At 71.6% G+C, this 12,860-nt stretch carries 10 protein-coding genes; 5 read left to right on the forward strand and 5 right to left on the reverse strand.

The window, feature by feature from the left end; all coding sequences use genetic code 11:
• Nucleotides 1–118 precede the first annotated feature (118 nt).
• The gene (locus tag ACWEVN_RS10245) at nucleotides 119–2,002 is read left to right on the forward strand and encodes an RICIN domain-containing protein (protein WP_452051009.1); all 1,884 of its coding nucleotides are present in this window, start codon (nucleotides 119–121) and stop codon (nucleotides 2,000–2,002) included.
• A 21-nt stretch (nucleotides 2,003–2,023) separates the two neighbouring features.
• Here ACWEVN_RS10245 and ACWEVN_RS10250 read toward each other — a convergent pair whose 3' ends face one another.
• The 4 genes from ACWEVN_RS10250 to ACWEVN_RS10265 form a co-directional block, all read right to left on the reverse strand.
• A complete protein-coding gene (locus ACWEVN_RS10250) occupies nucleotides 2,024–3,136 on the reverse strand; it encodes an alpha/beta hydrolase family protein (RefSeq protein WP_452051010.1) in 1,113 nt (370 codons plus the stop codon).
• A gap of 108 nt (nucleotides 3,137–3,244) precedes the next feature.
• Nucleotides 3,245–3,796, reverse strand: coding sequence for a snapalysin family zinc-dependent metalloprotease (locus tag ACWEVN_RS10255; protein ID WP_310975506.1), 552 nt, complete (start codon nucleotides 3,794–3,796; stop codon nucleotides 3,245–3,247).
• 239 nt (nucleotides 3,797–4,035) lie between these two features.
• A complete protein-coding gene (locus ACWEVN_RS10260; RefSeq protein ID WP_449685220.1) occupies nucleotides 4,036–4,590 on the reverse strand; it encodes a TetR/AcrR family transcriptional regulator in 555 nt (184 codons plus the stop codon).
• A 2-nt stretch (nucleotides 4,591–4,592) separates the two neighbouring features.
• Nucleotides 4,593–6,080 (reverse strand): MFS transporter, encoded by a 1,488-nt coding sequence (locus ACWEVN_RS10265; protein WP_452051011.1) that lies wholly within the window; start codon nucleotides 6,078–6,080, stop codon nucleotides 4,593–4,595.
• Nucleotides 6,081–6,164: 84 nt separating this feature from the next.
• Here ACWEVN_RS10265 and ACWEVN_RS10270 point away from each other — a divergent pair, with 84 nt between their 5' ends.
• Nucleotides 6,165–6,395 carry a hypothetical protein gene (locus ACWEVN_RS10270; protein WP_310975513.1) on the forward strand — a complete coding sequence of 77 codons (231 nt, stop codon included), beginning with the start codon at nucleotides 6,165–6,167 and terminating at the stop codon, nucleotides 6,393–6,395.
• 22 nt (nucleotides 6,396–6,417) lie between these two features.
• On the opposite strand, the gene ACWEVN_RS10275 is transcribed toward ACWEVN_RS10270, so the two are convergent.
• Nucleotides 6,418–7,590: an ROK family protein gene (locus ACWEVN_RS10275; protein ID WP_452051013.1), complete on the reverse strand. Its 1,173-nt coding sequence runs from the start codon at nucleotides 7,588–7,590 to the stop codon at nucleotides 6,418–6,420.
• A 136-nt stretch (nucleotides 7,591–7,726) separates the two neighbouring features.
• Between ACWEVN_RS10275 and ACWEVN_RS10280 the strand changes: the two genes are divergently transcribed.
• From ACWEVN_RS10280 to ACWEVN_RS10290, 3 genes are read left to right on the forward strand one after another with little or no spacing between them, the layout of a single operon-like run.
• Complete coding sequence (locus ACWEVN_RS10280) at nucleotides 7,727–9,151, forward strand: APC family permease (protein WP_449685222.1); 1,425 nt, start codon at nucleotides 7,727–7,729, stop codon at nucleotides 9,149–9,151.
• A complete protein-coding gene (locus ACWEVN_RS10285) occupies nucleotides 9,148–11,961 on the forward strand; it encodes a glycosyl hydrolase 2 galactose-binding domain-containing protein (protein WP_452051012.1) in 2,814 nt (937 codons plus the stop codon). The genes ACWEVN_RS10280 and ACWEVN_RS10285 overlap by 4 nt, the downstream gene beginning before the upstream one ends.
• Nucleotides 11,958–12,848 (forward strand): ROK family protein, encoded by an 891-nt coding sequence (locus ACWEVN_RS10290; protein WP_310975516.1) that lies wholly within the window; start codon nucleotides 11,958–11,960, stop codon nucleotides 12,846–12,848. The genes ACWEVN_RS10285 and ACWEVN_RS10290 overlap by 4 nt, the downstream gene beginning before the upstream one ends.
• Nucleotides 12,849–12,860: the final 12 nt, after the last annotated feature.

Consider the following 12,860-nt stretch of genomic DNA (forward strand, 5'->3'; position numbering starts at 1 on the left):
GCAAGCTAACACCGCAAGTCCCGCCCTCCGGCCCCTTGACGCCGGACCGCGGCGAGGTCAACAATCCCCTCGTCTCTGTTAGCGCTAACATTTCTCGACGACGAAGTCGGAGCCCTCCATGAAGCTGCGCCTCGGACTGGCCGCGCTCGCGCTGGTCGCCGGAGTCCTCCCCGGAACCGGAGCCGCCACGGCGAGCCCGGCCGCCGCCGAGGAGGCCGTCCCGCCGCCGGCGATGGGCTGGGCGTCCTGGAACACCTTCGCCGCCAAGATCGACTACACCACCATCAAGGCGCAGGCCGACGCGCTCGTGTCGGCCGGGCTGAAGGACGCCGGCTACCGCTACGTCAACATCGACGAAGGCTGGTGGCAGGGCACCCGCGACAGCGCCGGGAACATCACCGTGGACACCGCCGAATGGCCGGGCGGGATGAAAGCGATCGCGGACTACCTGCACGGCAAGGGACTCAAGGCCGGGATCTACACCGACGCCGGCCGCGACGGCTGCGGCTACTACTACCCGACCGGGCGGCCCGCGGCGCCCGGGAGCGGCAGCGAAGGCCACTACCTGCAGGACATGCTGCAGTTCCAGCGCTGGGGCTTCGACTTCGTCAAGGTCGACTGGTGCGGCGGCGACGCCGAAGGCCTCGACCCGAAGAGCACGTACCAGGCGATCAGTGACGCCAACAAGGCCGCGACCGCGCAGACCGGGCGCACGCTCACGCTGTCGATCTGCAACTGGGGCAAGAAGAACCCGTGGAACTGGGGCGCCGGCACGGCCCCGATGTGGCGCACCAGCACGGACATCATCTTCTACGGCCAGACGGCGAACCTGGGCCAGGTGCTGACCAACTTCGACCAGGCGCAGCACCCGGTTTCGCAGCACACTGGCTACGTCAACGACCCGGACATGCTCACCGTCGGCCTGCCCGGTCTCACCGACGCGCAGGCGCGCACGGAGATGAGCCTGTGGTCGGTTTCGGGCGCGCCGCTGCTGGCGGGCAACAACCTCGCGACGATGAGCGCGGCCACGAAGGCGATCCTGGCGAACCGGGAAGTCATCGCCGTCGACCAGGACCCGCGCGGCCTGCAGGGGGTCAAGGTGGCCGAGGACGCCGCCGGGCTCCAGGTCTATTCGAAGGTCCTCAGTGGCTCCGGCAAGCGGGCGGTGGTGCTGCTGAACCGGACGTCGTCGGCGGCGACGATGAACGTGCGGTGGGCCGACCTCGGCCTGACGACGGCCCCGGCGCAGGTCCGGAACGTCTGGGGCGCACGCGATGCCGGGAGTTTCGCCACCGGCTACGGCGTCGACGTCCCCGCCGGTGACTCGGTGCTGCTGACCGTCCGGGGCACCGACGCGGCGGCCACGCACGGCTCGACGATCACCGCGGCCGCCACGGGGCTGGCTGTCGCGACCTTCACCTACAGCTCGACCACCGCGCAGACGGCCACCCTCGCGGTGAACGGCCAGCAGCCGACGGTCGTGGCCTTCCCGGCGACCGGGGGAGCGGCCAAGACCGTCTCGGCGGTGGTTTCGCTGGGCAAGGGAACGAACTCCCTGACGTTCTCGGGCACCCCGCCGAAGGTCACCGACGTCGCCGTGCTGCCCCTCCCGGGCACCGCCGGTGCCGAGGTGGTCGGCGTGCCGTCGGGCCGCTGCCTCGACGTGGACGACAACGGCATCACCAACGGGATCCAGACCCAGCTCTGGGACTGCGCGGCAGGCCCGAACCAGACCTGGATCCCCTCCCGCGGGCAGCTCGTCGTCAACGGCACCAAGTGCCTCGACGCCTACGACAGCGGAACGGCGAACGGCACCGCGGTCGTCGTCTGGGACTGCAACGGCCAGCGCAACCAGCAGTGGACGCTGAACGCCAACGGGACCATCACCAACGCGGTGTCCGGGCTGTGCCTGGACGCGAGCGGCGCGGCCACCGCGAACGGCACGAAGATCATCCTCTGGTCCTGCAGCGGTGGCGCCAACCAGCAGTGGACCCGGCGCTGAGGCCGGCCATCCGACGCCGCTTCACCGGCGTTTGAGGTGGCAGGCGAAGAATTCGCTCAGGGTCGCGCGTTGGGTGGCGATGCTCCGGCCCGGGTCCACGGTGCCGACGAAGGGGGCGATCGCCGCCGGGTCGAGGCCGAGGCGGGGGAGGAGCACCTGGTAGTCGGTGTAGCTGAAGTGCTCGCCGTCCGGCAGGTGCTGCGCGCGGACCGGACCGCGCTGGTGGGCCAGGAACTCCTGCCACGAAGGGTCGGAGGCCGCGCTGTGGTCGCCCGCGCTCAGCAGCAGGAACGGCTGGTCGAGACCTTCGTCGGCGGCGCGGCCGTACTCGCGGTGCGACTGGGAGTACGACATGCTGCCGTCGAGGTCCGCCCCCGCGTCCAGGCGCGGGTCCGACACCATCGTTTCGGCGGTGGTGAAGCCGCCCGCGGAGTGGCCGAACATGCCGGCGCGGGAGACGTCCGGGACGAGCCCGGCGGGCAGCGGGCGGTGCCCGGCGTCCGGATTCCCGCCGCGGGCCAGGGTTTCCAGCGCGTCGAGCACGAACCGCGTGTCCGCGACGCGGGTCGCGATCAGCTGCCGGCCGGCATCGGGACCGGAGGGCAGCACCCGCCGTTCGACGCGGCCGCCGGGGAACGCCACCGCCGCGGGCTCGTGCGTGTGGTCGATCGCCACCGTCACATAGCCTTCGCTCGCGAGCTGCTCCAGCAGCGTGGTGCCGACCGAGCGCGGGTACTTGGCGCTGGGCGAGTAGAGCACGACCGGCCGCCGCCCGCCGGCGGCGGGAACCCCGGTGCGGGCGTGCGTGGGGAAGGTGTAGTCGAGCCGGTCGGCGGCGATGCCGAGCGTCCGCGCGTCTTCCTCGGCGATGACCGCAGCGGCTTCCGTTGCTTGGTAGGGAGTTTTCGCGCCGCCGCCGGAGCGGGCGGGGTACCGGACGGTCACCATGAGTTCGCGGGTCGTCCCGGCGACCCAGGGATCCGGTCGCGCGTGGTCGACGAGGTGCAGGTCGACGCTGCCGACGGCGTAGGGACCGGTGGGGGCGGGCAACGAGAGGCGGGTGGCCGCGTGCGCGGGGAGCGCGGTCAGCAGCAGGACACCGGCGAGCCCGGCGGTGAGAAGGGTGTTTCGCATCCTTTGACCGTATTGACGGCGCGGACGCGGGACATCGGGATGATCACCCAGATCGACCCGGACAGGGCTGTGGCCCGGGCACCGGCCCGGGCCACAGCTGTCAGCGGTTCAGAAGCCGTAGATCGTTTCGACGGCCCGCTCGGCGCTGGTCGCGACGAGCCCGTTGGCCCACAGCTGGTTGACCCGGCTGCGCTCGGCGGAGTTGGGCACCGCGTTGGTGCAGGACGGGCCGGGGCCGCCACCCGACATCAGCTCGGAGCACGGGCCCGAGTAGTGGTCGGGCAGCCCGAGGGCGTGCCCGGTCTCGTGCGCCGCGATCCGCGTCGGGTTGTACTGGCGGGCCTGGGTGTAGTCGATGAAGATGGTGCCGCTGCCGTGCCCGTTGGTCGAGGCGTAGGAACCGCGGGGGTCGTTGCCCTCGGTGTAGCGCAGGCTCGCGCCGGAGTTGCGCTCGACGAGCCGGACGTTGGTGACGCTGCGGTTCCAGTTGGCGGCACCGGCGTTGATCACCGACCGGAACGTCGGTGCGCTGGCGGTGCTGTAGTAGACCGTGGTGACGGCGGCTTCCTGCTCGGTGGCGGCCGACGCGGTCCCCGCGGCGAGCGGGGTCACGGTCAAGGCGAGCGCAACGGCGCCGGCCAGGGCGAACTTCCTCGACATCGGAAGACTCCTCGTGGGGGGACGGGGATTTGCCGGAATTGCGCGCGCTGTCGAAAATTTACCCGGAAGACACCTTCGCCGGAGCCGACTAACGTAGGGCTCGCGAAGTGGTGATTTCCCAGTACCGAAGTCTGTTGACAACGGCTCCGGTCACGCCGTGCGGGCGGGAGCTGCGGCCACGACGGGGACCTCGACCGCGGGGGATCCGGCGACTCGGGAGCAGGCGATCGACGTGCTGATCACCGGAAAGTGAGGGCGAGGAGCTGCTGTTCCAGCTTCCGCGCGGCCGCCACGTCGATGCCCACGCCCCACAGCGGTGCCGTGCTCGCGCCGTCGGCGGCCGCGACCACCAGGGTGACCACGTCGGGCGGGAGACCGTCGTCGTGGAGGTCGCGTTCCCACCTCTGCGCGTCCGCGCGGGCCAGCTCGGCGATCTCCGGGATCGAGATCAGCAACGCGATCAGGGCGATGGTTTCGCGGACCGCGACCTCGTCGTAGGAGGTGTCCAGCGACGCCCGGACGTACGCCCGCGTCAGCCGGCCTGGGGCGGTGTCGGCCGGGTCGAGCGCCGCGTGGACCTCGGAGCGGAACTCGTCCAGGAGGTCCTGGGCCAGCGTGCGCACCAGCGCGTCCTTGGCCGGGAAGTGGTACAGCAGCCCGCCTTTCGACACGCCGGCCGCCCGCGCGATGTCGTCCAGGGAGGCCGACACACCGCGGGTGCGGATGACCGTCGCGGCGGCGTCGAGCAGGGCGCGGCGCGTCTCTTCCGGGCTGCGCCCGGCCTTGCGAGGCATCTTCAGTCCTTTCCGGACGGAATGGTACGCCAGGCGATCACCGCGGCGACGGCGGTGACGGCGGCCGCCGCGAGCGACGTCACCTGCATGGCGCCGGTGAACGCCTCCCGTGCGGCGCGGGCGAGTTCCGAGTCCGGGGCCAGTACGCCCGCGGCGCCGGCGAGGGAGTCGCGGACCGCGGGCGGGACCGGACCCGCCGGCAGGAACGCGCGGTAGACCAGGTTCACCACCGAACCCAGGAGCGCGATGCCCAGGGCCGCCCCGAGTTCGTAGGCGGTCTCGGAGATCGCCGACGCCGAGCCGGCCTTGTCCTTCGGGACGGCGGAGAGCACCGAATCGATGGTCAGCGTCAGCGCCAGCCCGACGCCGAGCCCGACCGGGACCAGCGCCAGGCCCAGCCACCAGTACTGCGGTGCCCGTTCGGCGACCGAGATCAGCGCGAGGCCCAGCGCGGCGACGGCGAGCCCGGCCGCAATGGCCCGGCCCCGCCCGAGCCGCCCGGCGACCACGCCGACGGCGGCGATGACGACGATCGAGGCGAGCGTCGCCGGCATCTCCGCGAGCCCCGCCTGCAGCGGCGAGAAGCCGCGGACGAGCTGCAGGTACTGCGAGAAGAAGAACAGCAGGCCCATCAGTGCGAAGACCGCGATGAAGTCGGCCAGGACCGCGCCGCTGAAGGCGGGGTTGCGGAACAGCGCGACGTCGATCAGGGGAGCCTCGGCCCGCCGCTGGCGGCGGACGAACAGGAAGCCGGACACCAGCCCCAGCACGGCCGCGACCCCCACCTGGACGTCGGGACCCGAGCTGACGGCGTGCTTCACCGCGTAGACCAGCGGGACGATCGCGGTCAGCGACAGCCCGGCCGACAGCAGGTCGAACCGCCCGGGGTTCGGGTCGCGCGATTCCGGCAGCAGCCAGGCGCCCAGGACCAGGAAGACGACGACGATCGGCACGTTGATCAGGAACACCGAGCCCCACCAGTAGTGCTCCAGCAGCGTCCCGCCGACCAGCGGGCCGAGCGCGATGCCACCGCCGGAGCCGGCCGACCAGATGGCGATGGCGCGGGTGCGCTCGCGCGGGTCGGCGAACAGCGTCCGGATGAGCGACAGCGTCGACGGCATGATGGTCGCCCCGGCGACCCCGAGCAACAGCCGCGCGACGACGAGCACGCCGGCGGTGGGGGAGAAGGCGGCCAGCGCCGAGGCGAGCCCGAAGGCGGCGGTGCCGGCGAGCAGCACCCTCTTGCGCCCGAAGCGGTCGGCGAGGTTCCCGGCCGTGACCAGCAGCCCGGCCAGGGCGAGGGAGTAGACGTCGCCGATCCAGAGGATCTCGGTGGCGGTCGGCGCGAGCTCGCGGGTCAGTGACGGCACGGCCAGGTACAGCACGGTCCCGTCGACCGCGAGCAGCAGCACGGCGCCGACGAGGACGCCCAGCGCGGCCCAGCGGCGCCGGGGGCTCAAGGGCGTGCCTGTCGGCAGGGTGGCGGTCATACGTCTTACTATACCGTCTGGACGGTACAGTAAGCCTGGTGAGGCCGCTCACGGGTAAGCTGGAGGCAGCTGGAGGAGGCGCACGTGACGGCCGAGGAACTGATGATCGAGTTCGCCCTGACGCGCCTGGACCACCCGGACCTCGACTTCGAGGAGATCGCCGCGCTCGTCGTCCGGCGGGGCGGGCCGGACCGGGAACTGGAGTTCGCCTCCCGCAACCTCGCCGACCGCGGCGAGCTGCGCGGCGCGGCCTTCCCGACGGCGGTGGAGTACGTGCTGCGGGTCGTGCTCACCCTGCGGGGGCCGTCGGACTAGTCCACCGTGGACTCGACGGTCCTCAGGCGTCGCCCGCGGCGCGGCTCAGGCCGCGGCGGTCGAACACCAGCTCGCGTGCCGTCCCCAGAGCAGTCGCGATGGCTCCCGCCAGGACCGCGTCCTCGCCCAGCTGGCCCGCCACGATCTCCGGGACCACCGGGGTCGTCGCCGCCAGCGCCCGGCGCATCGGTCCGGCCAGCAGGTCCGTGTTGCCGCCGATGCCGCCGCCCAGCACGATCAAGCGCGGGTCCAGGACCGCGGTGACCGACGCGACGACGTACGCCAGCTTCTCCGCCTCCTCCTCGACCACGCCGAGCGCCACCTCGTCGCCCGCGCGGCCCAGGCGGAACACGTCCTTCGCCGATCGCGCCTTCGCCAGCCCGCGGGCGCGTGCCGCGGCCAGCACCGCCTGGCCCGCCGCCGCCGTCTCGACCGGTCCCGGGCGCCTCGCTCCGGCACCCGACGGCCGGGGATCCAGCGGCAGGTCCGCGATCTCGCCCGCCGCACCGTGCGCGCCGCGGAACAGCTTGCCGTCGACCAGCAGGCCCATCCCGATCCCGGTGCCGACGGTCAGGCACACCAGCACGTCCACGTCCAGCGCCGCGCCGAGGGCGTGCTCGCCGACCGCACACAGGTTCGCGTCGTTCTCCACCTCCACGTCCGAACCCGCGACCGCCAGCGCCGAGACGAGCTCGTGCAGCAGCCCGCGCCGTTCCCAGCCCGGCAGGTTGGGCGCGCGGTGCACCGTGCCCGTCGCCGGGTCCGGGACGCCCGGCGTGCCGACCACCGTCGAGACGACCTCGTGCGGGCTCAGGCCGGCCGAGGACACCGCCCGTTCGACGGATTCGCCGACCGTGCGCACCAGCGCGCTCGCCGAACGGCACCGGTTGGGCTCGTCGAGCCGGGCGACGATGCTGCCTTCGAGGTCCGCGACGGCGATCCGGAGGACCCGCCGCCCGATGTCGACGCCCACGACGTGACCCGCGTCCGGTGCGGCCTGGTAGACGACCGCCGCGCGGCCCGGGCCGGTCAGGCTGCGCCCGGTGGTCCGGACCAGGCCGTGCTGCTCGAGGTCGAGCAGAGCCTGGCCCACCGTGGGTTTCGACAGCCCGGTGTCGGCCGCGATGCGGGGTCGCGTCGCTTCGCCGTGCGCGCGCAGCCGGTCCAGGACCAGGCGCTGGTTCAAGGCCCGCATGTGCGCCGGTGTCCCGACCTGCGGCCCGTTTCGTCCCACGCGTCCTCCTGAGTTGCCGCAAGTTTATCCGCGAACCCTTCCGGCTCGGGGCGTTCTATGTTAAGAAACTTTACTAACTACTAGTCGGAGGCACGTCGTGAGTTCACCCACTCGTTCCGGGGAGCCGCCCGCCCTGGAGCGCAAGATCGGCCCGCTGCAGGCCACCGCGATCAACATGACCCAGATGTGCGGGATCGGCCCGTTCGTCACGATCCCCGCCATGGTCGCCACCATGGGCGGCCCGCAGGCGATGTTCGGCTGGATCATCGGGGCGATCGTCGCGCTGGCCGACGGGCTGATCTGGGCCGAACTCGGCGCCGCGATGCCGGGTGCCGGCGGCACGTACCTCTACCTGCGCGAAGCGTTCCAGTACCGCACCGGCCGGCTGATGCCGTTCCTGTTCGTGTGGAGCGCGGTGCTGTTCATCCCGCTGATCATGTCGACCGGCATCATCGGCCTCGTCCAGTACCTCGGCTACCTGATCCCGGGCGTCACCGACGACGCGGGCACGACCCCGCTGGGCAAGGTCATCGGCGTCGGCATCACCCTGGTGATCATCCTGGCGCTGTTCCGGAAGATCGGCCAGATCTCCAAGCTCACGACGGTCCTGTTCGTGATCATGCTCGCCGCGGTGCTGACGACGATCGTCGCGGCGTTCTCCCACTTCAGCGGCGCCCAGGCGTTCGCCTTCACCCCCGGCGCGTTCAGCTCGGCCGGCGAGGGCACCTTCTGGGGCGGCCTCGGCGCCGGCCTGATCATCGCGATCTACGACTACCTCGGCTACAACACCTCCGCCTACCTCGGCGGCGAGGTGCGCAACCCGGGCCGCACGCTGCCCCGCTCGATCATCTTCTCCATCGTCGGCATCATGGGCCTGTACTTCCTGCTGCAGGTCGGCGTGCTCGGCTCGATCCCGCTCGACCAGCTGAAGGACGCGAAGTCGGTCGCGTCGTCGGTGCTGGAGCAGGTCTGGGGCACCGGGACGGCCAAGGCCATCACCGTGCTGATCGTGATCGCCGCGATCGGGTCCGTTTTCGCCGGGCTGCTGGGCGGCTCGCGGGTGCCCTTCGAAGCCGCGCGCGACAAGGTCTTCCTGCCGGTGTTCGGCAAGCTGCACCCGAAGCTGCACCTGCCCACCGCCGGCGTGCTCACCATGGGCGCCATCACGATCGTCGGCTCGCTGTTCACCCTGACCGAGGTGATCAACGCGGCGGTCGCGACCCTGGTCATCATCCAGTCCCTGGCGCAGGTCGCCGCGATCGTCGTGCTCCGCCGCCGGCAACCGAACCTGAGGCGGCCGTACCGGCAGTGGCTCTACCCGGTGCCGACGATCATCGCGCTCATCGGCTGGGTGTACATCTACAAGTCGGCCGAATGGCTGTCGATCTGGCTGTCGCTGGGCTGGATCGCCGTCGGCGCGATCGCCTACCTCGTCTACGCCAAGGCCGAGAACACGTGGCCGTTCGGGCCCAAGGAAATCAAGGAAGCCTTCGCCACCGAACCGGAAGGGGCTCAGGCATGACCCGGAAGCTCGCGGTCCTCGCCGCGCTGCTCCTCGTGCCCGGCGTGCTGAGCGTGGCCGCGCCGGCGTCCGCGCAGCAGGACCTCGCGAAGCCGCACGGGCTGACGACGATCGGCCTGCAGGGCTGGCAGGTGCTGACCACGGCGAGCGTCAAGGACGGCGGCGACAAGGTCTCCACGCCGGGGTACGCCACCCGCGGCTGGCTGCCGGTGAAGCCGGACGACGCCGGCGCGCCCGGCACCGAGATCAACGCCTTGGTGCAGAACGGCAAGTGCCCGGACGTCTTCTTCTCCGACAACATGCGCAAGTGCTTCGGGTACGTCGACCAGCTCGGCCCTGTCGTCACCAAGCCGTTCTCCGACCCGTGGTGGTACCGGACCGACTTCGCCCCGGACATCCGGCCGGGGCAGCACGCGAAGCTGACCATCCCGGGCATCGTCGGCGAGGGCGACGTCTGGGTGAACGGGACGCTCGTCGCCACGAAGGACGTCGTGAGCGGCGCGTTCGCCGGGCACACCTTCGACGTCACGAAGCAGGTGAAGCCGGGCCGCAACACCCTGGCGATCAAGGTCTACCCGAACGACCCGACGAAGATGTACACCCTCGACCAGGTCGACTGGGGCCAGATCCCGCCGGACAACGACACCGGCATCCAATTCCCGCCGACCCTGCAGGTCTCCGACGCGCTGACCGGCGACAACGCCCACGTCGTGCAGGACAACGCGGCCGACCTGTCCAGCTCGAAGCTGACGGTGAAGCTGGACGTCACCAACAACGCGGCCACGGCGCAGACCGGCGACGTCGCCGCGACGGTCACCCCGCCCTCAGGCGCGCCGATCGTCGTCAAGCAGCGGGTCACGATCCCGGCGAACACCAAGCGGACGGTCGCGTTCGCGCCGGTGAAGATCGCTCACCCGAAGGTGTGGTGGCCGTACTCGATGGGCGACCAGCCGCTGTACACGCTGACCACCGCGGTCTCGCAGGACGGCGTGCTCTCGACGTCGTCGAAGAGCACGTTCGGCATCCGCACGGTGACCTCGCGCCTGGTCGGGAAGTCCGCGCCGCTGCCCGAAGGCGCGCGGCAGTTCACCATCAACGGCAAGGACTTCGTGTTCCGCGGCGGCGGCTTCGCGCCGGACCTGTTCCTGCGGTACGACAAGGCCGACACCGCCCACCAGCTCGCGCTGATCAAGAACCTGGGCCTGTCCGGCGTCCGGCTCGAAGGCCACGACATGCCGCAGGACTTCTACGACCAGGCCGACCGCGCCGGCCTGCTGGTGATCGGCGGGTTCCTGTGCTGTGACGCCTGGCAGCCGGAGGACGCCTCGACGCTGACCGAGCGCGACTACCGGATCATGCACGACTCGGCGTACACGATCGCGCAGATGGAACGGAACCACCCGAGCGTCTTCAACTACGGCTGGAGCGACAACGAGCCGGTGCCGCGCCAGGAGTCCGAGACGCTCAAGGCGTTCGGGGAAGCCGACTTCCAGGTGCCGGTGATCGCTTCGGCGGAGTACAAGAGCACGCCGACGCTCGGGCAGTCCGGGGAGAAGGAAGGCCCGTACGACTGGGTCCCGCCGACCTACTGGTACGACAGCTCGCACTTCGACCCCGAGGACTCCTCCCGCACGAACGCCGGCGGCGCCTGGGGCTTCGCGAGCGAGCAGAGCGCCGGGCACACCGTGCCGACGCTCGATTCGATCAAGCGGTTCCTCTCGCCCGCCGAGCAGGCGAAGCTCTGGCAGGACCCGGAGTACAACCAGTACCACGCGAACTTCGAGCCGGACCACGGCGGTTACGCGTTCGGCACGTTGTACACGCTGGACCAGTCCATCCTGCAGCGGTACGGGAAGTGGAACTCGCTCAAGTCCTATGTGGACCTGGCCAACATCGCGAACTACGAGAACACGCGCTCGCAGTTCGAGGCCTTCCTGCACCACTCGACGGACAAGGCGAACCCGGCCACCGGCGTCGTCTACTGGCAGCTGAACAAGGGCTGGCCGACGCTGCTGTGGTCGCTCTACAACGACGACGGCGACCAGCCGGGCGCGTACTTCGGCGCCCAGAAGGCCAACAAGCCGCTGCACGCGATCTACGGCTACGACAACGGGTCGGTCACCCTGGACAACCTCGGGGCCACCACGCAGTCCGGGCTTTCGGTGCGGGCCCGGGTGCTCGACACCGCGGGCCAGGTCCTCGACGACCAGACGGCTTCGGGTCTCTCGCTGGGTTCGCAGGGCGTGCGCACGGGCGTCCTGAAGCCGAAGGTCCCGGCCGAGACGAAGGCGCCGGCGCCCGCGCAGGTCTACTTCGTCGAGCTGCAGGTGTCCCAGGGCGGGAAGGTCGTCGACCGGAACGTCTACTGGCTCTCGACGCAGAAGGACGTCGTCGACTGGGCCAAGACGCTGGGCAACCCGCAGGCGACGCTGTCGCAGTACAGCAACCTGCAGGCGCTGCAGAACCTGCCGAAGTCGCAGGTCAGCGCGGTGGCCTCGACCCGCCCGAGCGGTGCGGGCCTGGTCACGACGGTGACGGTGACCAACACCTCGAAGACGCCGGGGGCGGCGTTCTTCCTGCGGGCCGACGTCCGCCGCGGCACGCCGGACGGGCGGGAAGCGTCGGGGGACAACCAGCTCGCGAACGCGACCTGGGACGACAACGACATCACGCTGTGGCCGGGCCAGTCGCAGACGCTGACCGTCACCTACCGGGCCGCCGACCTGCGCGGCGCGGCCCCGGTGATCAGCGTCGACGGCTTCAACACCGGCCGGATCGTGGTGCGGGGGACGGGAGGGGCGCACGCGTGAGCGAGGACCGGATTCTCGGGATCGACTTCGGCGGCACGAAGGTGGCGCTGGGGCTCGCCGACCGCGACGGCACCCTGCTGGCGACGCGCCGGCTGGACACCGACGCGCACGCGGGAGCCGAGCAGGTGGTGGTGCGCGCGCTCGCCGCGGCCAGGGCCCTCCTGGCCGACGAGGGCGCGACGGCCGCCTGCATCGGCGTCGTCAGCCCGGGGATCGTGCTGCCGGACCGGATCCTGCTCGCGCCGAACGTGCCGGGGTGGGAGCAGCTGCGGCTGGCGGAGCTGGTGGCCGCCGAGTTCCCGGCCTCGCCGATCTCGGTGGGCACGGACGCGAAGGCGGCGGCGCTGGCGGAGTGGCGCTGGGGCACGCTGGCCGGGGCCGACCCGGCGGTGTTCCTGTCACTGGGCACCGGCATCGCGGCGGCGGTGCTGGTCGGCGGCCGGGTGCTGACCGGCGCCAACGGAGCTGCCGGCGAGATCGGGTACAACCTGCTCTCGCCGCAGGACACCGAGGGTTTCGCGAGCGGAGCGGCGCCGCTCGAGGAAGCCGTCGGTGGGCGTGGGCTGGGCGGCCGGGCGAGCTCTCTGCTCGGCCGCCCGGTCACCGCGGGGGAGTTGTTCGCGCTGGCCAAGGAGAACGTCGAGGCCAAGGAGCTGGTCACGGCCGCGCTCGACGAGCTGTCGATGCACGTGGCCAACCTGGCGATCGCCCTGGACCCGCAGCGCATCGCGGTCGGCGGCGGGCTCGTGCGCTCGGCGGACGTGCTGCTGCCGGCGTTGGCGGACCGCCTCGCGCACGCGGTGCCGTTCCCGCCCGAGCTGGTGGCGGCCCGCTTCGACCAGGACGCGGCGCTGCTGGGCGCGGTGGCGCTGGCGCTCGGCGGGTAGGCGTCCGGGTGG

Source organism: Amycolatopsis sp. NPDC003861 (assembly GCF_053605405.1).

Coding starts and splice junctions, on each gene's coding strand:
- ACWEVN_RS10285 (WP_452051012.1), top strand. CDS start 9,148: ATGACCCGGAAGCTCGCGGTCCTCGCCGCGCTGCTCCTCGTGCCCGGC.
- ACWEVN_RS10275 (WP_452051013.1), bottom strand. CDS start 7,590: ATGCGGGCCTTGAACCAGCGCCTGGTCCTGGACCGGCTGCGCGCGCAC.
- ACWEVN_RS10265 (WP_452051011.1), bottom strand. CDS start 6,080: ATGACCGCCACCCTGCCGACAGGCACGCCCTTGAGCCCCCGGCGCCGC.
- ACWEVN_RS10245 (WP_452051009.1), top strand. CDS start 119: ATGAAGCTGCGCCTCGGACTGGCCGCGCTCGCGCTGGTCGCCGGAGTC.
- ACWEVN_RS10255 (WP_310975506.1), bottom strand. CDS start 3,796: ATGTCGAGGAAGTTCGCCCTGGCCGGCGCCGTTGCGCTCGCCTTGACC.
- ACWEVN_RS10260 (WP_449685220.1), bottom strand. CDS start 4,590: ATGCCTCGCAAGGCCGGGCGCAGCCCGGAAGAGACGCGCCGCGCCCTG.
- ACWEVN_RS10250 (WP_452051010.1), bottom strand. CDS start 3,136: ATGCGAAACACCCTTCTCACCGCCGGGCTCGCCGGTGTCCTGCTGCTG.